General features: G+C 38.4%; 19 protein-coding genes. All 19 read right to left on the reverse strand.

The features are described 5' to 3' along the window. Positions 1 to 43: 43 nt before the first annotated feature. The 19 genes from pnp to tsf all read right to left on the reverse strand — a co-directional run bounded on the left by pnp (position 44) and on the right by tsf (position 21,439). On the reverse strand, positions 44 to 2,164 hold the full coding sequence (gene pnp, locus H0184_RS01270) for a polyribonucleotide nucleotidyltransferase (protein ID WP_221819981.1): 2,121 nt from the start codon (positions 2,162 to 2,164) through the stop codon (positions 44 to 46). 227 nt (positions 2,165 to 2,391) lie between these two features. Next, positions 2,392 to 2,661 carry a 30S ribosomal protein S15 gene (gene rpsO / locus H0184_RS01275; protein ID WP_221819983.1) on the reverse strand — a complete coding sequence of 90 codons (270 nt, stop codon included), beginning with the start codon at positions 2,659 to 2,661 and terminating at the stop codon, positions 2,392 to 2,394. Positions 2,662 to 3,017: 356 nt separating this feature from the next. Then, positions 3,018 to 3,962 carry a bifunctional riboflavin kinase/FAD synthetase gene (gene ribF, locus H0184_RS01280; protein ID WP_221819984.1) on the reverse strand — a complete coding sequence of 315 codons (945 nt, stop codon included), beginning with the start codon at positions 3,960 to 3,962 and terminating at the stop codon, positions 3,018 to 3,020. 31 nt (positions 3,963 to 3,993) lie between these two features. Then, on the reverse strand, positions 3,994 to 4,914 hold the full coding sequence (gene truB, locus H0184_RS01285) for a tRNA pseudouridine(55) synthase TruB (protein WP_221819986.1): 921 nt from the start codon (positions 4,912 to 4,914) through the stop codon (positions 3,994 to 3,996). 60 nt (positions 4,915 to 4,974) lie between these two features. Further along, positions 4,975 to 5,346 (reverse strand): 30S ribosome-binding factor RbfA, encoded by a 372-nt coding sequence (gene rbfA, locus H0184_RS01290; RefSeq protein ID WP_179161206.1) that lies wholly within the window; start codon positions 5,344 to 5,346, stop codon positions 4,975 to 4,977. A gap of 16 nt (positions 5,347 to 5,362) precedes the next feature. After that, the gene (locus H0184_RS01295) at positions 5,363 to 5,644 is read right to left on the reverse strand and encodes a DUF503 domain-containing protein (protein ID WP_221819988.1); all 282 of its coding nucleotides are present in this window, start codon (positions 5,642 to 5,644) and stop codon (positions 5,363 to 5,365) included. Beyond that, positions 5,641 to 7,911, reverse strand: coding sequence for a translation initiation factor IF-2 (gene infB, locus H0184_RS01300; protein WP_221819991.1), 2,271 nt, complete (start codon positions 7,909 to 7,911; stop codon positions 5,641 to 5,643). Before infB ends, H0184_RS01295 begins: the two co-directional genes overlap by 4 nt. Positions 7,912 to 7,930: 19 nt before the next feature. After that, positions 7,931 to 8,233, reverse strand: coding sequence for a YlxQ family RNA-binding protein (locus H0184_RS01305; RefSeq protein WP_221819992.1), 303 nt, complete (start codon positions 8,231 to 8,233; stop codon positions 7,931 to 7,933). After that, positions 8,230 to 8,514, reverse strand: coding sequence for an RNase P modulator RnpM (rnpM, locus tag H0184_RS01310; protein ID WP_221819993.1), 285 nt, complete (start codon positions 8,512 to 8,514; stop codon positions 8,230 to 8,232). Before rnpM ends, H0184_RS01305 begins: the two co-directional genes overlap by 4 nt. 18 nt (positions 8,515 to 8,532) lie before the next feature. Next, a complete protein-coding gene (gene nusA, locus H0184_RS01315) occupies positions 8,533 to 9,654 on the reverse strand; it encodes a transcription termination factor NusA (RefSeq protein WP_221819994.1) in 1,122 nt (373 codons plus the stop codon). A 39-nt stretch (positions 9,655 to 9,693) separates the two neighbouring features. Next, a complete protein-coding gene (gene rimP / locus H0184_RS01320) occupies positions 9,694 to 10,164 on the reverse strand; it encodes a ribosome maturation factor RimP (RefSeq protein ID WP_221819996.1) in 471 nt (156 codons plus the stop codon). Between the two features lie 201 nt (positions 10,165 to 10,365). Further along, a complete protein-coding gene (locus tag H0184_RS01325; protein ID WP_221819998.1) occupies positions 10,366 to 14,685 on the reverse strand; it encodes a PolC-type DNA polymerase III in 4,320 nt (1,439 codons plus the stop codon). Positions 14,686 to 14,852: 167 nt separating this feature from the next. Beyond that, on the reverse strand, positions 14,853 to 16,112 hold the full coding sequence (gene rseP, locus H0184_RS01330; RefSeq protein ID WP_221820011.1) for an RIP metalloprotease RseP: 1,260 nt from the start codon (positions 16,110 to 16,112) through the stop codon (positions 14,853 to 14,855). 17 nt (positions 16,113 to 16,129) lie between these two features. Next, complete coding sequence (gene dxr, locus H0184_RS01335) at positions 16,130 to 17,272, reverse strand: 1-deoxy-D-xylulose-5-phosphate reductoisomerase (RefSeq protein ID WP_221821243.1); 1,143 nt, start codon at positions 17,270 to 17,272, stop codon at positions 16,130 to 16,132. Between the two features lie 27 nt (positions 17,273 to 17,299). Beyond that, complete coding sequence (locus H0184_RS01340) at positions 17,300 to 18,088, reverse strand: phosphatidate cytidylyltransferase (protein WP_221820012.1); 789 nt, start codon at positions 18,086 to 18,088, stop codon at positions 17,300 to 17,302. 44 nt (positions 18,089 to 18,132) lie between these two features. Further along, on the reverse strand, positions 18,133 to 18,912 hold the full coding sequence (locus H0184_RS01345) for an isoprenyl transferase (RefSeq protein WP_221820014.1): 780 nt from the start codon (positions 18,910 to 18,912) through the stop codon (positions 18,133 to 18,135). A 255-nt stretch (positions 18,913 to 19,167) separates the two neighbouring features. Further along, on the reverse strand, positions 19,168 to 19,725 hold the full coding sequence (gene frr, locus H0184_RS01350; protein WP_221820016.1) for a ribosome recycling factor: 558 nt from the start codon (positions 19,723 to 19,725) through the stop codon (positions 19,168 to 19,170). Then, the gene (gene pyrH, locus H0184_RS01355; RefSeq protein WP_221820019.1) at positions 19,726 to 20,451 is read right to left on the reverse strand and encodes a UMP kinase; all 726 of its coding nucleotides are present in this window, start codon (positions 20,449 to 20,451) and stop codon (positions 19,726 to 19,728) included. 106 nt (positions 20,452 to 20,557) lie between these two features. Next, a complete protein-coding gene (gene tsf, locus H0184_RS01360; protein WP_221820021.1) occupies positions 20,558 to 21,439 on the reverse strand; it encodes a translation elongation factor Ts in 882 nt (293 codons plus the stop codon). Positions 21,440 to 21,456: the final 17 nt, after the last annotated feature.

Genomic DNA, 21,456 nt, shown 5'->3' on the forward strand with positions numbered 1-21,456 from the left:
GTTCCCCCTGACTTTCTATTTCACTTTTAATGAGTAATGCTTATTATTGTTTCTCTGCTTCAGCCTTTTCACGTTGTTCCTTTAATATTGCCTTACGTGATAAGTTCACACGACCTTGTTTATCAATTTCAGTAACTTTCACTAAAATTTCGTCACCAATTTTAATGACATCCTCGACTTTTCCAACTCGCTCTTCAGCCAATTCGGATATATGGACAAGTCCATCTTTTCCAGCAAATATTTCTACAAACGCACCAAATTTTTCAATACGCTTGACTTTGCCAAGATACATTTCGCCAACTACAACCTCACGAACGATGTCTTCAATAATTTTCTTTGCCTTCTGATTCATTGCTTGATCAGTTGAGGCAATAAATACTGTTCCATCCTGTTCAATATCAATCTTAACGCCTGTTTCTTCAATAATTTTATTGATTTGCTTACCACTTGGTCCAATAACATCACGGATCTTATCTGGGTTAATGGTCATTGTTAAGATTTTTGGTGCAAATTTAGAAAGCTCAGTTCTAGGCTCTGAAATTGTTGCAAGCATAGAATCAAGGATATGCATTCTTCCCTTTTTAGCCTGTTGCAGCGCTTCTTCAAGGATTTCACGTGAAAGTCCTTTTATCTTAATATCCATTTGCAAAGCCGTTACACCTTTAGCCGTACCTGCAACTTTGAAGTCCATATCGCCTAGGTGATCTTCCATACCTTGAATATCTGATAAAACGGTGTAATGTTCACCTGATTTTACTAATCCCATTGCAATTCCCGCAACGGGTGCCTTGATTGGAACACCAGCATCCATCATTGCCAGTGTGCTTGCACAGATACTTGCTTGGGATGTAGAACCATTTGATTCTAAAACTTCTGATACAAGTCGGATTGTATATGGGAAATCCTTTTCAGATGGTATGATTGGTTCTAATGCACGTTCACCTAAAGCACCATGTCCGATCTCACGACGGCCTGGACCGCGGATTGGACCTGTTTCACCAACACTAAATAATGGGAAATTGTAATGATGCATGAAGCGTTTTTCTTCTTCAATCCCTAATCCATCTAATATTTGTACATCTCCCATCGCACCTAATGTACAAATACTTAGTGCCTGCGTTTGTCCACGAGTAAACAATCCAGATCCATGAGTACGCGGAAGGATACTTATCTGTGAAGATAATGGTCGTATTTCATCTATTTTTCGACCATCTGGACGGACCTTTTCAACTGTAATTAGACGGCGAACTTCACCTTTTACAATTTTATCTAAAATTTGTTTTACCTGCTTCAAATCCTCGTCTGTCGCTTCATTCTCCTCGAACTTTGCAATTACACGATTTTTCACTTCTTTAATGGCATCCTCACGTGCATGCTTTTCCTGCACCTGAATTGCGGTAACCATATCAGTTTCACACATTTCTCTAACTTCAGCTTCTAAATCTTTGTCAAGTTCATAAAGAATAACTTCTCTTTTTTCCTTGCCAGCTTCAGCCATAATTTTTTCTTGGAATTCAATGAGGCGTTTGATCTCGTCATGACCATACATAATAGCCTCAAGCATTACTTCCTCAGAAACTTCATTTGCACCAGCTTCAACCATGTTTATTGCATCTTTTGTACCTGCAACAGTTAAATGAATATCACTTTTTTCAGCTTGTTCTACTGTTGGGTTAATTACGAATGCTCCATCGACTCTGCCAACGATAACACCAGCAATTGGTCCCTCGAATGGAATGTCAGATGTACACAGTGCTAAAGATGATCCAAACATTGCTGCCATTTCTGACGAACAATCCTGATCCACACTCATGACAATGCTAATGACTTGAACATCATTACGGAAACCATCCGCGAAAAGTGGACGAATTGGCCGGTCAATTAATCGACTAGCTAAAATTGCTTTTTCACTGGGACGGCCTTCACGTTTAATAAAACCGCCAGGTATTTTCCCCACAGCGTATAATCGCTCTTCATAGTTACATGTTAACGGAAAAAAGTCTAAATTCTTTGGTTCTTTTGAAGCTGTAGCTGTACTTAATACTGCTGTATCTCCATAACGTACCATTACTGCTCCATTTGCTTGTTTGGCTAGTTGTCCAATTTCAACGGTTAATTTACGTCCAGCCCAATCCATGGAATACTCATGTTTCGTTTGTTCCATTTTTTTACCCCTCTCTATCCAGGTCACTTTAGAGGATAATGCGAAATCATTTCGCTCTAATCATCTAATATAAAAAAAGCGTATAACGCTTATGTTATCAATACAAATATACTAATAGTATGCACAAATTTTCGCGACTTAAAATATGTATATAAGATTTTCCTGCAGTTCTTATGATTATCTTTTTTAACCTAACAAAAAAGCGGGAAAAATCCCGCTTCTTTTGATTATCGACGAAGTCCAAGCTTATTGATTAATTCACGGTAACGTTGAACATCTTTGTTACGTAGGTACGTTAAAAGATTACGACGCTTACCAACCATTTTCAACAGACCGCGACGTGAGTGGTGGTCCTTCTTATGAGTACGTAAGTGCCCATTCAAATTGTTGATTGATTCAGTAAGGACAGCGATTTGAACCTCTGCAGATCCAGTGTCGTTATCATGAGTTTTGTACTCAGCGATAAGTTCGTTTTTACGTTCTTGTGTGATTGCCATCCTATTCACCTCCTAAATTTACTATCCCCTGTTACTGAGCAAGCGTCGGTGACTCGACTTGCCAAGCAAAGGTTATTTTTAATACGTTAATAAGAATACAACGTTTTATGTCAAAAAGCAAGTTATAACAGATAAAAAGCCTATTTTTCGCAATTATTTGGTAAGTGTTTGTCGATTTTATTAACAGTTTTAAACTGGTCTGTTGATTTCCTCTCCAGGCACTTCGCTTTCCGCGGGCGGTCCGGGGAGCCTCCTCGGCGCTGAAGCACCTGCGGGGTCTCCCCTGCCCCGTCATCCCGCAGGAGTCTTCGTGCCTTACGCTCCAATCAACAGAGTGCCAAAATCAATTCATTGCTTTAACTAAGATTATTAAAGTATTGAATTGCATTTTGTTTATCTCTTTCAATTTGCGCTACGAGTTCGTTTATTCCGGAGAATTTTTGTTCTTTTCTCAGGTATTTGTGCCACTCGACGATTACTTGCTTACCATAAATATCTCTGTCAAAGTTGAACACATTTACCTCTACTGACACTCTTAGAGCTTCTTTATTGAAGGTTGGTTTGTAACCTACATTGCAGACTCCTTCGTGCCAGTTCTCATTTATCTTGATTTTTACTGCATAGACACCAAGGGGAGGTAAGATGTATTCTTCATTTGTTTCGACATTTGCGGTTGGAAAGCCAATTGTCCTGCCTCTTTTATCACCGTGGACGACTGTGCCAGCAGTTTTGTAGAATCTTCCCAGTAGTTCTGGCAAATCTGCTGTCCTACCCTCTTTTAAAGATTGACGAATTCTAGTTGAACTTACCTTTTCATTTCCACAAGTGAGCTTTTCAACTACCGTGAATGTAAACTTTTCTCTTGAATGGAAAGGCAGTATCTCCATGGTGCCCTTTCCCATGCGTCCGTAAGAGTAGTCAAATCCTGCAACAACATGTTTCACGTTGAGATCAATTACATACTGGTCAATGAATTCTTGCGGCAATAAATTAGCAAATTCCAGAGTAAAATGGACAATGAAAAGATAGTCGATGCCTAACTCCTCAACAAGTTTTACTTTCTCACTTAAAGGAGTAATATATTGAACATGTTTATTCGTTTTTCCTAATACAACAGATGGATGCGGATCAAAAGTCATGACAGCAGAACGGTATCCTTTTACTTCAGCTTGTCTTTTTGCTTCCATAATTACCTTTTGATGCCCAAGATGCACACCGTCAAAATAGCCGAGTGCCATTGATAAGGGTGGTAACGTAGTTTTATCTATATTTAATGGGAAATTCAGCTTTATAACTTCCAATGAAACTCACCTTTTCTAGACCGAAACCTTTTTATCCTTGATCATTACGCAAAACTTTAACCGGTTTTAGCAGCCCAGGCTTACTCGGATGAACCGAATAAATCGCTAGAGCTTTTCCTTCTTCGTTTTCCGCGCTTATAGGTCCGTTACTATTTATTAAATAATCTGGTATTGGTAAAAGTGCACCATTTTTCACTTTCTCTGCTACTTTATCATTTAATATGTATTTCGGCAAATGAGAAAGTGCCATTTCTAACGGTCTTAAATAAGAGGAAATCGTACCAGCTTCCATTAACTTTTCAATCTGTTCAAAAGTCAAACAATCATCAATCGTAAAAGCAGATGATTGGGTTCTAATTAAATTTGACATATGTGCGGGATAGCCAAGTTCCTCTCCGATCATTACGGCGAGTGTCCTGATATAGGTTCCTTTGCTGCAGCTCACTCTAAATCGAAATGAAATAGTTTCACCTGAAAATATCTCTCTATCATCAAGGAGCTCCATCGAATAGAGTGTTACCTTTCTCGTAGGACGTTCCACTTCGATTCCTTTGCGTGCATATTCGTATAAACGAGTACCATTCACTTTTACGGCTGAAAACATCGGTGGTGTTTGTTCTATTTCACCTGTAAAAGAATCTAGGACATGAAGGATTTCTTTCCTGCTGATGGTACCTTCTACCTTTTTCTCTTCAACCTTGTCTCCGGAAGCATCCTCGGTAGTAGTGGAGTACCCAAGTCTCACTTCTCCTTCATAACTCTTTCCAGCATCGGTTATGTATTCTGCTACTTTTGTTGCTTTACCAATACAAATAGGAAGAACTCCGGTCACATCTGGGTCAAGTGTACCCGTATGGCCCACCTTTTTGGTTTTTAATATTTTTCTTAATCTAAAAACACAATCATGCGACGTTAGTCCTGCCGGTTTAAATAAAGGGATGATTCCTTCCACCCTAGGTCACTCCAATTCATTTTTGTCTCGAAAAAAAAGGATAGACTATTGTCTATCCATTTATTCTTCTTCATTTTTTTCCATACTTCTTTCTTCATGGTGCAATTGATGAATGAGTGAATTGATTCGATTTCCATAATCCATTGATTCATCCCATTCAAAAAGAATCTCAGGAGTCTTGCGTAAACGAATTCGATGTCCAATTTCAGTTCGGATAAATCCTTTCGCTTTTGCAAGACCTTTAAGAGTGTTTTCCTTTTGCTCTTCATCGCCCAAAACAGAAATATATACTTTTGCTTGTTGGAGATCTCCTGTTACTTGAACATCAGTAACCGTCACAAAGCCGATCCGGGGATCCTTAATTTTCCGGCCGATGATGTCACTTAGTTCTTTCTTCATTTGTTCTCCAACACGATTTGCTCTGTGGCTCATCTCTTCACCTCTTAACTTAAAGCCATTCAAAACGCGTGATTGTTCTTTCTATTTCAGGAAAAGAATCAATTAATTTAAGTGCATTTTGCAGTTCCCGTTCAGTCATTACTTGCTTGGATGTTACCGCAACGATCGCTATTTTCGTTCTTTGCCACACATCCTGGTAATCAACTTCAGAAACTGATACATTAAATTTTTGTTTTAACCTGGTAAGAATACGCTGTAAAACAGCACGTTTATCTTTCAATGAATGTGCATCATAGATGATGCATTCACAAAGTGCTAAACCTACAATCATTTACGCTCAATTTCTTCCATTACGTAAGCTTCAATAATATCTCCTTCTTTAACATCATTGAAGTTTTTAATGGTAATACCACATTCATAACCTTGTGAAACCTCTTTGGCGTCATCTTTAAATCGTTTTAATGCATCGATATTTCCTTCAAATATGACAACACCATTACGAATTAAACGAATTCCGCTATCGCGGGTAATTTTCCCATCTGTTACATACGAACCAGCAATTGTTCCAACCTTAGACACTTTAAAGGTTTGGCGAATTTCTGCCTGACCAATGACTTTTTCTTTAAATTCAGGGTCAAGCATACCTTTCATTGCTGATTCAATTTCTTCAATTACTTTATAAATAATGCTGTGCAGGCGAACATCTACCTTTTCTTGTTCAGCTGCACGCTTCGCATTGACATCAGGACGAACGTTAAAGCCAATCACAATTGCATTAGAAGCAGAGGCAAGGGTAATATCTGACTCATTAATGGCACCTGCACCACTATGAATGATTCTGATATTAACTCCTTCAACATCAATTTTTTGCAATGAAGCAGCCACGGCTTCAGCTGAACCTTGAACGTCAGCTTTTAGGATGATATTTAAATCCTTCATCTCACCTTGCTTTAACTGTTCAAATAAATTATCTAGGCTGACGATAGATTTTTCACCACGCTGAGCTGCGAGTGCTTGCTGCGCACGTGCTTCACCAACTGAACGAGCTGTTTTCTCATCGTCAAATACAACGAAACGGTCACCAGCTTGCGGCACATCACTTAAACCTGTAATTTCAACAGGTGTAGATGGTCCAGCTTCTTTCACACGGCGTCCTAGGTCATTTACCATAGCACGTACACGGCCATAAGTGTTTCCTACAACAATAGGGTCACCTATTTTCAATGTACCATTCTGAACGAGCAGGGTAGCCACTGATCCACGGCCTTTATCTAATTGTGCTTCAATTACTGTTCCAACTGCTTTACGATTAGGGTTTGCTTTCCATTCTTCGACTTCACTGACAAGAAGGATCATTTCCAATAGATTGTCGATTCCTTCTCCAGTTTTCGCGGAAAGCGGAACAAAGATTGTATCTCCGCCCCAAGCTTCAGAAACTAATCCATGCTCAGTAAGTTCCTGCATAACTCGATCGGCGTTGGCAGCCTCTTTATCCATCTTATTAACAGCAACGATAATTGGTACTTCCGCAGCTTTTGCATGGTTTATCGCTTCAACAGTTTGCGGCATTACACCATCATCAGCAGCAACTACGAGGATGGTAATATCCGTAATTTTCGCTCCACGTGCTCGCATCGTTGTAAAGGCAGCATGTCCCGGTGTATCTAGGAACGTTATCTTTTTACCATTTTCAACAACTTGGTATGCACCAATATGCTGGGTAATTCCTCCTGCTTCACCTTCGGTTACCTTTGTGTGACGAATGGAGTCAAGTAATGTTGTTTTCCCGTGGTCAACGTGACCCATAATGGTAACCACAGATGGTCTTTCAACGAGGTCTTCTGATTCATCTTCTGTGAAATAAACCTCAAGATCTGTAGTATCTATTTTAATTTCCTCTTCAACCTCAACACCATATTCACTTGCAATCAATTCAATAGCATCCTTATCTAATACCTGATTGATTGTTGCCATTACGCCGAGTAAAAATAGCTTCTTAATAATTTCTGAAGGCTCACGGTATATCTTCTTTGCAAGCTCACCAACAGTTAAAGATTCACTAAAAGTAATTTTAGCCGGAAGTTCTTTCACTTTTCTTACTTGTGGCTGTGCCTGTTGAACAGGTGTATGATTCTTCTTCCGGTTGTTATTATTATTGCGATTTTGATTATTATTATTAAAAGGTTTTTTATTCCCTTTTCCAGAGCTAAAAACTTTATTTTCTTTAGATTGGAATTGTTGGTTTTGCTTTTTAGTGTCGGCCGTTTTTGGCGGAGAAGCCACTTTCACCTTGCTAGGAGTAGTGGTTTTTGCGTCATCATCCTCAAAAGCTTTTGGACTTGTTTTACTTTGCACTTGTGGTTTAACTCCCTGCTGTGGTTTTTGATCCTGGCGATTTTGTTGTTGCGGTCTCGCTTGCTTTTGCTGTGGATTACTTTGTTTTTTGTTATAGGCAGCGTCTAGCTTTACTACTGCTTCATCCTCAATTGTTGCCATATGATTTGAAACTTCTATGTTCATTTCTTTCAGTTTATTGATTACATCTTTACTTGAAATATTGTGTTTCTTCGCATACTCATAGACACGAATTTTACTCATATTTTCACCCCCGCTAGAATTAATCGAGCAACGTCATCAGTTTTTTTGCAAATCCATCATCCAGTACAGCTACAACAACGCGGGCTTCTTTGCCAATCGCTTGGCCTAGAAGGTGGCGATCTTCCACTAATTTATAGGGAACTTCGTATGACTTACATTTATCTGTAATTTTTTTTGTCGTATTTGCAGATGCATCTGCCGATAATAAAATGAGCTTTGCTTTTCCGCTGCGTATTTCCTTAACGGAAAGCTCCTCACCCGAAATGATTTTCCGTGCTCGATTGGCTAAGCCAAGCAACGACATCCATTGATTTGTATTCATATAGACTGCCTGTTTTCCTTTTCTATCAATTCCAATAGTTCTTCATATAGTGCTTCATCTATAGCAACCTGTAAATGATTAGATAAGGTGTTTTTCTTCTTGGCTAGTAGGACTGCTTCTTTGTCCTTAGAAAGGTATGCACCTCTACCAGACTTTTTCCCAGTTAAGTCGATAGAAACTTCCCCTTCTTTTGAGCGAACGATGCGAACGAGTTCTTTTTTCGGCTTCATTTCACCGGTTGCGACACACTTACGCATAGGAACTTTTTTACGATTGTTCACAATCCATTCACCTCATTTTTATTCCTTTTCTTCATCTTCATTAAAGTCAACATCTAGTTGATCATCAAAAAGTCGAATCATTTCTTCACGTGGATAGATTCCTAGTTCACGTGCTTCTGTTTCAGATTTGATATCTATTTTCCAACCTGTTAACTTTGCTGCAAGCCGGGCATTTTGTCCGCGTTTTCCAATCGCTAGTGAAAGCTGGTAATCTGGAACAACGACAGTTGTCGCTTTTTCAGCTTCATTCACCATAACATCTAGAACTTTAGATGGGCTTAAAGAATTTGCGACAAAGATGACAGGATTATCAGACCATTTGACAATATCAATTTTCTCGCCTTTTAATTCATTCACAACAGCTTGAACCCTCGTACCTTTTGGACCTACACAAGATCCAACTGGGTCAACTTCATTGTTATCCGAATGAACAGAAATTTTTGAACGGTCACCCGCCTCACGAGCAACAGATTTAATTTCTACTGTACCATCATATATTTCTGGAACTTCAATTTCGAAAAGTCGCTTAAGCAGTCCAGGATGTGTACGTGAAACGAAAATCTGAGGACCCTTCGTTGTCTTTTCAACTTTTGTAATAAACACCTTAATACGGTCATGAGGCTTATAGCGCTCATTTGGCATTTGTTCATTTACAGGGAGCAGTGCTTCAATTTTTCCAAGGCTCACATAAATAAATTTAGAGTCTAGTCTTTGAACAATTCCTGTCATGATATCTTCTTCACGATCAATAAACTCGGAATAAATGATACCTCTTTCCGCTTCCCTAACTCTTTGAGTAACAACTTGTTTCGCTGTTTGAGCAGCAATTCTGCCAAAGTCCTTAGGGGTTACTTCCATTTCAACTACATCTTCAACAACGTAGTTAGGGTTGATGTTTCTCGCATCTGCTAAAGATATTTCAAGACGTGGATCAAAAACCTCATCCACTACTTCTTTCCTTGCAAATACTCTCATTGAGCCAGATTGCAGATTTAAATCAATCCGAACATTTTGGGCTTGGTTGAAATTACGTCGATATGCCGATACAAGTGCAGCCTCAATCGCGTCAATTAAAACATCTCTAGAAATGCCCTTTTCTCTTTCTAGTATCGTAAGAGCATCTAATAATTCGCTGCTCATTGAATTATATCCCCCTATCCATAATATATTTATCTTTCATTATGAAAAAATAACTGCTAGTCTTGCGCTAGCCACTTTTTCGAAAGGAATCTCAATCACTTTTTTCCGGGTTTTGATTTTCATCTCCACCTTTACGGTCTTTCCGTCATAATCAAGTAATTTCCCTTCAAAGCCTTTTTCGCCGTCAATTGGTTCGTATGTTTTAATGAATACATTTTTACCAATTGCCTTTTCAAAATCTTTTGCTTTTTTAAGCGGTCGTTCTGCACCTGGAGAAGATACCTCAAGAAAATAATTTTGGGTTATCGGGTCAAGCTCATCGAGTTTTTCACTAAGCCGTTCACTGACAATGCCACAGTCCTCTATATCAACACCGTTTTCTTTATCAATATATACGCGCAGAAACCAGTTTTTCCCTTCTTTTACAAACTCGATTTCCACCAATTCTAATTCAAGCTCTTGGATAATTGGCTGCGCTAGCTCTTCTACTACTTCCGTTACTTTGCTCATGTTTAACCTCCTTTACCGACATTCTCACCCATATTATTGGTAATTCACGGAAAGTTTTATTAATTACTCTGAATAAAAAAACGAAAGAGCGGGTTTCCCCACTCTTGAACACGAGAGTATTTCTTAGTATTTCCAATAAAACTATACCATAACCAAATTTTATATGCAAACCGAAAGGCATAAAGTCAAGGGTTTTACTCTTTAGAATAGGGATAACTGGTTTTGTTCTGGCAAAGAACCTAGACAACCTTGTTTATCTAAATATTCTAGAATAGTTTTTGATACTTTACCACGTTGCTGTAAGTCTTCTTTAGATAAAAATTCTCCATCTTTTCTTGCTTTAACAATATTATAAGCTGCATTTGTTCCAAGTCCTGGAATCGAATTAAATGGAGGGATTAATGAGTTCCCTTCAATAATAAATTCTGATGCATCCGATTTATATAAATCGTAATTCTGGAAGGAGAAGCCTCTTTCGGTCATTTCCAAAGCCAGTTCAAGAACAGTCAGCAAGTTTTTTTCCTTATTTGACGCTTCAAGACCCTTAGCATTAATTTCTTCAATTTTCGCCCGAATAGATTCTGAGCCTCTTGACATTGCTTCGATATCAAAGTCCTCTGCACGGACTGTAAAATAGGCAGCGTAATACAGCAAAGGAAGATGCACCTTAAAGTAGGCAATCCTGACTGCCATCAATACATAGGCGGCAGCATGGGCCTTCGGGAACATATACTTAATCTTTTTACAAGAATCGATATACCATTCAGGAACTTCCTTCTTCCTCATTTCCGCTTCCATTTCATCTGTCAGGCCCTTCCCTTTACGAACCGACTCCATAATCTTAAAAGCAAATGATGGTTCTAGTCCCTGATAAATAAGGTAGACCATGATATCATCACGACAACCAATTACTTCACTCAGATTACAGATGTTGTTATGAATTAATTCTTGTGCATTTCCCAGCCATACATCTGTTCCATGTGACAGACCGGAGATTTGCACTAATTCAGAAAAAGTTGTTGGTTTTGTATCTTCAAGCATCTGTCGAACAAAGCGTGTTCCAAATTCAGGTATTCCAAGCGTACCTGTTTTACACATAATCTGCTGTTCGGTAACACCTAATGATTCTGTACCGCTAAAGATTTTCATTACTTCTGGATCATCCGTCGGAATGGTTTTAGGATCCATTCCACTTAAGTCTTGCAGCATTCTGATAACAGTTGGATCATCGTGCCCTAGTATATCTAGCTTTAAGACATTATCGTGGATGGAATGGAAATCAAAATGAGTCGTTTTCCATTCTGAGTTTCGATCATCTGCCGGAAATTGAATCGGTGTAAAGTCATATACATCCATGTAATCAGGAATAACAATGATACCGCCTGGATGCTGACCTGTTGTTCTTTTTACACCCGTACAGCCGGATGCTAATCTCTCAACTTCTGCCCCGCGTAATTGTAAATTATTATCCTGCTGATACGCCTTTACATATCCGAAAGCTGTTTTATCAGCAACCGTTCCAATTGTACCTGCTCTAAATACATTGTCTTCTCCGAAAAGTACCTTCGTATAGTTATGGGCACGAGGCTGATATTCTCCAGAGAAGTTTAAATCGATATCGGGAACCTTGTCCCCTTTAAAACCAAGGAAGGTTTCAAATGGAATGTCATGTCCGTCTTTAATATATTTACTGCCGCATTGAGGGCAATCCTTATCGGGTAAATCAAACCCTGATCCTACAGAACCATCATTGAAAAATTCTGAGTGCTTGCAGGAAGGACAAACGTAATGCGGAGGTAACGGATTTACCTCGGTAATTTCTGTCATTGTAGCAACCAAGGAAGATCCTACTGAACCACGTGAACCAACAAGGTACCCGTCATCTAATGATTTTTTTACAAGCTTATGCGAAATCAAGTAAATTACCGCAAAACCATGTCCAATAATACTCTTCAATTCTTTTTCAAGACGTGCTTCCACGATTTCTGGAAGAGGTTCTCCGTAAATCTTCTTTGCCATGGAGTAACTCATTTCTCGCATTTCTACATCAGCGCCTTCAATTCTCGGCGTATATAAGTCGTCTTTAATCGGCTTAATGACGTCAATCATTTCAGCTATTTTGTTTGTATTCGTTATAACAATTTCTTTTGCTTTCTCTCCTCCAAGAAAAGAAAAGGCAGCAAGCATTTCGTTTGTTGTCCTAAAGTGGACATCTGGAAGCTTGTGACGATTTAGCGGATTTGCTCCGCCTTGTGAGTTCACTAATATTTTTCGATAAATCTTATCGTTTTCATTCAAATAATGTACATTACCCGTTGCAACGACAGGAATCCCTAATTTATCGCCAAGCTTTACAATATTGCCAATGATATCTTCAAGTGCCTTTTCATCACGAACGAGTTCCATTTCAAGTAATGGAGCATTTACTTCCTTCGGCATAACCTCAAGATAATCATAAAATTGTGCAAAAGCTTCTACTTCATCAGGAGACTTTTGCATCATCCCCTCAAATACTTCTCCTTTATTACAGCCGGAACCAACAAGGATTCCTTCTCTGTATTTTTGGAGAACGGAGCGTGGCAGCCTCGGAACTCTATAAAAATATTCAATATGCGAAATCGATACGAGTTTAAATAAATTCTTTAAGCCAGCTTCCGTTTGGGCAAGAAGCGTACAATGATAAGGACGTGCCCGTTGATACGCATTTCCCTTCCCCATGTTATCGTTAAATTGGTCATGGTAATGTATTCCTTTTTCCGATGCATCCTTAAGCATTTTCAATAATAAATACCCAGTAGCCTCAGCGTCATAAATAGCTCGATGGTGCTGGGTTAATTCAATATCGAATTTCTTTGCTAATGTATTTAAGCGGTGATTTTTCATTTCCGGATATAGAAATCTACCAAGTTCCAGGGTATCGATAACTGGATTTTTAGCCTTTTCAATGCCAATGTTTTTATATCCAACATTTAAAAAACCCATATCGAAAGATGCATTGTGTGCAACTAATACGGCATCACCTGTCCAATCATGAAACCTTTGGATTACTTCACCGACTTCAGGAGCATTCTGCACCATATCATCAGTAATTCCTGTTAAATTGATCGTTGTTGCCGATAATCGATGGTGCGGGTTGGCAAAAGATTCAAAGCGGTCGATAATTTCGCCATCCTTAATTTTAACTGCGGCTAACTCAATAATCGTATCGTACACGGCAGATAAGCCTGTGGTTTCAACGTCAAATACCACAAATGTATCTTCTTCGATTAATCGATGGGCATCATTATACGTAATCGGAACACCATCATCGACAAGATTTACTTCTACACCATATAGGATTTTTATATCATTTTTCTTTCCAGCGCCATACGCCTCAGGAAATGATTGAGCAACAGCATGGTCCGTAACAGCAATCGCCTTATGCCCCCATTTCTTCGCTTGAGAAATCAGTGTACCAACTGGAGTGACTGCATCCATTGAGCTCATCGGTGTATGAAGATGTAGTTCTACACGTTTTTGATCTTCCGGTGCTGTATCTTTACGACCTTCAGGTTTAATTTCGTTTATATCATTTCCAATCATGACTAAATCACGGACAAAGGTATCATTTTGAATGCTTCCTCTAACTCTTACCCACATTCCCTTTTTTACCAGCTGGTAAAGTGCTGCATCTTCCTTGTCACGAGAGAACATTTTAACCATAAGCGAGCTTGTGTAATCGGTAATCTTAAAAGTTAATAGAGTACGGCCACTTCGCAGTTCCCTTGTCTCGGCATCAAAAATAAAGCCTTCTACAGTGACTCGTCTTTCTTCGTCAACAATATCAATCATATTTCTTAGATCTTGGTCATCTTTAATGGTGAGACCAATGGATAGCGGTCCTTCTGGAGTTCCTCCTGCATCTTTCTCAGCCTCTTTCTTTTGCAGGTCAGCTAATGCCATAAGTCCGCGTTCCTGATCTTCTTTTTGTTTCGCCAATAGAAACTTTTGATACTCGTCATTTTTTTCACCACTCTGAATGTCCGTTTCTACAGTCAAAGTCGGAAATCCATAGGAATGATAGAGACTAGCAATCATTGTTCCATATTTTCTTTTTAGGGCCATTCCTTCAGTTTCATTACGGACTGAGATCGTCAGCTTATTCCCGCTGACTGCCGGCACCTGTTCATTCAATAATTTTAACATCGGCGGCGAGATCCCATCGATTTGCTGAATACTATAATTCCAATACTCTAAAAGTAATTCTGGTTTAATGCTAGGATTTTCTACTCTTATGTCATATGAAATCTTGGCAATACTTGAGAACTTTCTTTCAAGCTGAGTAGTAAATCGAAGATAAAGACTAAAAGGAAGAATATTTTCGAGTAAAAATTGAAAATGCCATTTACGTGATTTTTTTTCGACAATAAATCTTTCAATTTGAGCATTTTGAAATTGTGCTACAACAGCGTCTTCTTTTAATTCTAGTTGCTGGAGCAAGAGTAAGAATCGCTCTTTTTTGCCAGAGGCATGTTCGCTCATCATTCCCTCTCCCATCTATATAAAGTCTCTCTAATTATTCTTTTATCAAAATGTAATTATATCATATGATACCTAATCATTCGGCTAATTTCGACAGAAAAATAAAACCAAAAAAGTAAATAAAAAAAGGTTCACAAGGAACCTTTTTAATTAAACCGGTAAACCAACTATAAGAAAAATCTCTGTATATCATTCCAGGTTACAACCAGCATGAGGAGCATAAGTAGTGCAAATCCAATAAAGTGGACCATGCCTTCCTTATGACGGTCAATTGGCTTTCCTCTTACTGCTTCTACTGCAAAAAACATTAACCTTCCGCCATCAAGTGCTGGAATAGGCAAGAGGTTCATAATTCCTAAGTTAATACTTAGAATCGCTGCCCATTTCATGACATAATAAATTCCTGATTGGACAACGGTATCAGTTGAAGCATATATCCCGACCGGACCTGAGAGCATGTCTATGGAGAACTGGCCAGTAACTAACTGTCCCAGCATCACAAAAATCTGCTTTGTCCAAAAATAGGTTTCAGTGAAACCAGCAGTAATGGCCTTCATAGGAGATTTCTCAATAGGGCTGTAAACACCAATCAGACCAATTTTTTCACCTTCCACAGTTTGCTCTTTTGGGGTTACGGTGATTTCCTGATCCTTCCCATCACGGCTAATAGAAAAATCAAGTTCCTCATTCGGATTTTCCCTGATAATTTCTACGACATCAGACCAGCTGGAGATTTCAGCGCCATTAATACTCTGGACAATATCCCCTTCTGCCAATCCTGCAGCATTCGCAGCCCCATCAGGAGTAATAACACCTAATTTAGGTTCGTTCGTTGGAACCCCCTGTAAGAAAGCAATAATAATAAACAAAAAGAATGCAAGGACAAAATTCATCATCGGTCCTGCAAAGATTGCCATTGTTCTTTGAGGCAGGGTTTTTGAAGCAAATTGACGGTCATAAGGAGCTAGTTGTGTTTCTATTCCATTTTCGACCGTAACAGCTGTTGGACTGATAGCAAATGTTTGAATGCTATCTTCGTTGTCTTCCGGATAGCCTTTAATAAACATTTTGTGTTCAATATCGGCATATTCCACTTCTATAATCCGACAATCAGGATATTTTTCTTTATTGTTCAAAATTATTTTATTTACGTTATTATCTTTGTCAAACAATAGTCCAATCCTATACCCAGGTTTTAATTCAACACCCTCTGGGTCTTCACCAGCCATGCGAACAAAACCGCCTATTGGCAGTAACCTAATCGTATAAGTAGTTTCTCCTTTTTTATGAGTGAAAACCTTTGGACCAAATCCAATTGCAAATTCACGGCACAAAATTCCTGCCCGTTTAGCAAAAATCAAATGGCCTAATTCATGGAAGAAGACGAGTGCACCAAAGATAACAATAAAGGCAATAACTGTAGTCAAACTAAAAACCACCTTTTTTATAGAAGTGTTTGTACATATTGTCTAGCTTCTTTGTCCACTTCTTGAATAATAGATAAGTCAGGATTTTGTATCACATCATGCTTACTTAATGCCTTTTCAATTAAATCTTCAATTTGTAAGAAAGTAATCTTTTCATTTAAGAAAGCAGCTACTGCCACTTCATTTGCGGCATTCAAAACGGTTGGCAGTGTTCCACCTTTTTTACCTGCCTCGTATGCAAACTGCATACAGCGGAATCGGGTTGAATCCATTTCTTGAAAATGCAATTTACCAATTAGTGCTAAATCTAATCTTTGCGAGGAAGCGAGCGGTAACCGGTCTGGGTAAGATAGCGCATATTGAATAGGTACCCTCATATCAGGTGTCCCTAACTGTGCCATTATACTGCTGTCATGAAATTCCACCATAGAATGAATAATACTTTCTTTATGAAGCAGAACATCAATTTTTTCATATGGAATGTTATAAAGCCAATGAGCCTCAATTACTTCTAATCCCTTATTCATCATGGTTGCTGAATCGATTGTTATTTTTGCACCCATTGACCAATTGGGATGATTCAATGCCTCTTTAACAGTAACTCCTTCTAGTTCTTTACGCGTGCGATCGCGAAAGCTGCCGCCAGAGGCTGTTAAGATTAGTCTTTCGATAGTCTTTTCTTGTTCTCCCTGTAAGCATTGAAAAATAGCTGAATGTTCACTGTCCACAGGCAGTAAAGCAACATTATTTCTTTTAGCAGACTCCATCACTAGATGACCGGCAGTTACTAAAGTCTCTTTATTGGCAATTGCAATCGTTTTTCCACTTTCAATTGCTTGAAGAGTTGGATTTAAACCAACGCTGCCAATCACTGCATTTACAAGGATATCAGCTGCTGGATAGACAGCCACTTCAATGAGACCTTCTTCACCAAAAGTAAATTTGGTATTTGGAAATTCTGAATTTAATGTAATATAGTCATCGTGCTCTTGTACAGAAACAAGCTCTGGTTGAAATTCATGAATCATCTTTCTTGCCAATTCTAAATTTTTTCCTATAGAAATTGCAACTAACTTAAATTTTGATGGATGTTCACGCAGTATATCTAAAGTTTGGGTGCCTATAGAACCCGTAGCCCCCAAAATACTAATGTTCTTCAACAAAAATTCAACTCCTAAAATCTACTCCTACCATAGGTGGAAAAGGTTTAATAATGGCAGTATGAATAATAAACTATCGAAACGGTCAAGAATTCCACCGTGCCCTGGTAATATATTTCCTGAATCCTTTACATTAAAATGGCGTTTGAAGGCTGATTGGACCAAGTCGCCAATTTGTCCAAAAATGGACAGCACGACCGTTATTCCCATGAGCGAAAGCGTCGTTGCATTGAATTCTGAAAAAATAGCAAACAACAAAGCGACAACTAATGCAGAAACCACGCCGCCTATTGACCCCTCAACAGTCTTATTTGGACTTATTTCAGGCCAAAGTTTTGTTTTCCCTATAGCTTTTCCAATAAAATAAGCACCGGAATCTGTCGCCCATATCATAAATAATGAATAAAAGATATAGACTATCCCCGCATCACGGGTTTCAATAAAGAAATAAAAGCCAATCCCCACATAAATTGCTGACAGGATTGAAAAACCTGCGTCTTCAAAGGTAAACCGATTTTTTGTGATGACTGTATATGCCAATAACAAAAGGATTAAAACAATACCAAGTTCTGTTTTTGTATAATAAAAAGTATTTACTATTTCACTATACTGCTCTGGAAAAAGAATAACCCAGAGAAATAAAACTGCAAGCAGCCCATGAACAGAAAAAATACTAAGTTTTTTCATTTTTAATAATTCATACAACCCTACAGTTGCAAGGAAATACGTTAAAAGGACAAATGGTAGTCCACCGTAAAAAACTATTGGTAAAAATAAAGCAGCTGCTACTACTCCTGTAATGATTCTTTGCTTCATCTAAGATTTCAACACCTTTATAGTACTTGAGAGAGATTGTATCCTTAAATACCGCCAAATCTCCGCTGACGATTCTGATATGCTTCAATAGCTTCAATTAAATGTTTTTCTCTAAAATCCGGCCACAATACTTCCGTAAACCAAAACTCGGTGTATGCTAATTGCCATAGCATAAAGTTACTAAGCCGAATTTCGCCGCTAGTGCGGATCAATAAATCAGGGTCATCGAGATTGGAAGTCATCAGATACGAGGAGAAAATCTCTTCGTTTAACTCGCTCTCTTTCAGTATTCCACTTTTATAATCATTTAAGACTTTTTTGGCTGCATCAATAATTTCAGACCTGCTACCATAGTTAAGTGCAAAGTTTAATACCAGCCCATCATTGTTCTTTGTATCCTCGATAGCTTTTTCAATTGCATTTAAAGTATGTACCGGCAATTGGTCTCTATAGCCCATCATACTAACTTGAACATTTTCTTCAATTAATTCAGGTAGAAAGGTTCCTAAGAACTCTTCTGGAAGTTTCATTAAGTAGTCCACTTCATTTTTTGGCCGCTTCCAATTTTCAGTCGAAAAAGCATATAATGTTAACGTTTTTATACCAAGGGTATTGGCTAACTTCGTTATTTTACGCACGACTTTCATACCTTCATGATGTCCAGCAATACGTGGTAGAGCTCTTTTCTTAGCCCAGCGTCCATTGCCATCCATAATAATCGCAACATGTTCTGGTACCGGCAATTTTTTTACCTTTTCTATATTTTCTCGGAGAGTGGAAGAGTTATTATTTTGATTCTTCCAAAGCCTTATTTTATTAAACATAACATTGCTCCTCCAAACTAAGATTATCATTTCCTCCGATTATAGATCATGCCCACAGAGCGTGTGTTGATATATATGAAGAATGCTGATTTTTCGCATGCTTTTATCATACCAAAAAAGTAACAATATATCTTCTACTAAATAAGTTATGTACTTGTACAAGAAATAAGAATGACCTTTTATATAGCCGTAAAAAAATATCTATAGGATAAATATAGTGAAAAAACCCCCTAAAAAGAGGGTTCTCCAAAATAATTAAACTTCCAAGATTTCTTTTTCTTTATCTTTTGTTATTTGATCAATCTTGTTAATATGTTCGTCTGTTAGTTTTTGAATATCATCTGAATAACCGCGAAGTGCGTCTTCTGTTATTTCACCGTTTTTCTCTAGCTTTTTCAAATCATCGTTACCGTCACGACGGATATTACGGATAGCAACTTTAGCGTCTTCAGATTCCTTCTTTACTAATTTCACTAGCTCTTTTCGGCGTTCTTCTGTCAATTGAGGGATAGCAAGTCTGATGACCTGACCATCATTTGAAGGATTTAACCCCAAGTCAGATTTAAGAATTGCCTTTTCAATATCACCTAGAATTGATTTGTCATAAGGCTGGATAACAAGCAGACGAGCTTCTGGTGTAGAAATTCCCGCCATTTGATTCACTGGAGTTGGTGCTCCATAATAATCAATCGTAATTCTATCTAATAAAGAAGCACTTGCTCTTCCTGCACGAATACTAGCAAGTTCACGTGAATATGATTGAATCGCTTTAAGCATTCTATCTTTCGTTGCTGAAACCACTTGTTTTGGCATTTAATTTTTCCCCCTAACAATTGTTCCAATTTTTTCGCCCATAACGGCACGTTTTATATTTCCTTGTTCCATAATAGAGAATACAATTAGTGGAATATCGTTATCCATACATAATGAGGATGCAGTAGAATCCATCACAGCTAATCCTTCTTTAATGACATCAAGGAATGAGAGGTCTTCATATTTTGTTGCATTAGGATCTAAACGCGGATCTGCCGAATAGACACCATCAACATTATTTTTTGCCATTAAAATCACTTCAGCGTCGATTTCAGCAGCACGCAGAGCAGCCGTTGTGTCAGTAGAGAAATATGGATTTCCAGTGCCTGCAGCAAAAATAACCACTCTCTTTTTCTCTAAATGTCTCATTGCTCGACGTCTAATATATGGTTCTGCCACCTGGCGCATTTCAATGGAAGTTTGAACTCGTGATTCAATACCTAGGTGTTCTAAACTGTCCTGTAGTGCTAATGAATTCATAACTGTGGCAAGCATACCCATATAATCAGCAGTAGCTCTGTCCATACCCATTTCACTGCCTATTTTACCACGCCATATATTACCCCCGCCAACAACAACTGCCACCTCTACACCTAGTTCTGCAATTTCCTTTACTTGTCCGGCGATTGATTTAATAACGGATGGTTTAATACCGAAGCTTGATTCTCCAGCAAGTGCTTCCCCGCTTAGTTTTAGAACGACACGTTTGTACTTAGGACCGCTCATATGAACCTCCTTATTATGTATATGAATTATTTAAAAAAACTTTAAAAATAGGGAACACAACGTGTTCCCTATTCAAAACATATTTTGCGTACCATGCTTTAAAAAATTACTTTTTATTTACTTGGTTCATAACTTCTTCAGCGAAGTTGTCTTCACGCTTTTCGATACCTTCGCCTACTTCGTAACGTACGAATTCACGAACAGTAGCACCTTTTGATTCAACAAACTGACGAACTTTTTGGTCAGGGTTTTTAACAAAAGTTTGGTCAAGTAAGCATACATCTTCAAAATACTTCCCAAGACGACCTTCAACCATTTTAGCAACGATATTTTCAGGCTTACCTTCGTTAAGTGCCTGTTGAGTTAATACTTGGCGCTCACGTTCAACTTCTTCTTGAGACACTTGGTCACGAGAAACATATAAAGGTCTGATTGCTGCAATTTGCATAGAAACATCTTTCGCTGCATCTGCATCAGTAGTACCTTCTAAAACAGTTAGTACTGAGATACGTCCACCCATGTGAAGGTATGCACCAAAAGCATCATTATCAGTTTTTGATAATAAAGCAAAACGACGAAGAGAAAGCTTTTCACCAATTTTTGCAATTGCAGCATTGATGTAGTCTGCTACAGTCACTCCATTAATAGTTTGCGCAGAAGCTTCTTCAACTGTTGCTGGCTTGTTAGCAAGCAAGTGTGCAGCTAATTCTTTTACAAGGTTTTGGAACGCTTCGTTCTTAGCAACGAAGTCTGTTTCAGAGTTTACTTCTAGGATAACTGCGTTATTACCTTCAGCAACAACATATGTTAAACCTTCTGCAGCAACACGGTCACCTTTTTTCGCAGCTTTAGCAATTCCCTTTTCTCGTAAGTAGTCGATTGCTTGTTCCATATCACCATTTGTTTCTGTTAACGCCTTTTTACAATCCATCATGCCTGCGCCTGTTTTTTCACGTAGTTCTTTTACCATTTGAGCAGTAACTGCCATAATATATTTCCTCCTTT

The sequence above is a fragment of the Neobacillus niacini genome, assembly GCF_019749295.1.
GTDB lineage: Bacteria > Bacillota > Bacilli > Bacillales > Cytobacillaceae > Neobacillus > Neobacillus niacini_D.

Bases quoted from the DNA above. Each gene is read 5' to 3' on its own strand.
- rbfA (WP_179161206.1), bottom strand. From the start codon at position 5,346: ATGAGCCACAGAGCAAATCGTGTTGGAGAACAAATGAAGAAAGAACTA.
- rpsO (WP_221819983.1), bottom strand. From the start codon at position 2,661: ATGGCAATCACACAAGAACGTAAAAACGAACTTATCGCTGAGTACAAA.
- H0184_RS01345 (WP_221820014.1), bottom strand. From the start codon at position 18,912: ATGTTTAATAAAATAAGGCTTTGGAAGAATCAAAATAATAACTCTTCC.
- H0184_RS01305 (WP_221819992.1), bottom strand. From the start codon at position 8,233: ATGAATACAAATCAATGGATGTCGTTGCTTGGCTTAGCCAATCGAGCA.
- pnp (WP_221819981.1), bottom strand. From the start codon at position 2,164: ATGGAACAAACGAAACATGAGTATTCCATGGATTGGGCTGGACGTAAA.
- H0184_RS01340 (WP_221820012.1), bottom strand. From the start codon at position 18,088: ATGAAGCAAAGAATCATTACAGGAGTAGTAGCAGCTGCTTTATTTTTA.
- rimP (WP_221819996.1), bottom strand. From the start codon at position 10,164: ATGAGCAAAGTAACGGAAGTAGTAGAAGAGCTAGCGCAGCCAATTATC.
- H0184_RS01295 (WP_221819988.1), bottom strand. From the start codon at position 5,644: ATGATTGTAGGTTTAGCACTTTGTGAATGCATCATCTATGATGCACAT.
- frr (WP_221820016.1), bottom strand. From the start codon at position 19,725: ATGCCAAAACAAGTGGTTTCAGCAACGAAAGATAGAATGCTTAAAGCG.
- infB (WP_221819991.1), bottom strand. From the start codon at position 7,911: ATGAGTAAAATTCGTGTCTATGAGTATGCGAAGAAACACAATATTTCA.
- nusA (WP_221819994.1), bottom strand. From the start codon at position 9,654: ATGAGCAGCGAATTATTAGATGCTCTTACGATACTAGAAAGAGAAAAG.
- pyrH (WP_221820019.1), bottom strand. From the start codon at position 20,451: ATGAGCGGTCCTAAGTACAAACGTGTCGTTCTAAAACTAAGCGGGGAA.
- H0184_RS01325 (WP_221819998.1), bottom strand. From the start codon at position 14,685: ATGAGCGAACATGCCTCTGGCAAAAAAGAGCGATTCTTACTCTTGCTC.
- tsf (WP_221820021.1), bottom strand. From the start codon at position 21,439: ATGGCAGTTACTGCTCAAATGGTAAAAGAACTACGTGAAAAAACAGGC.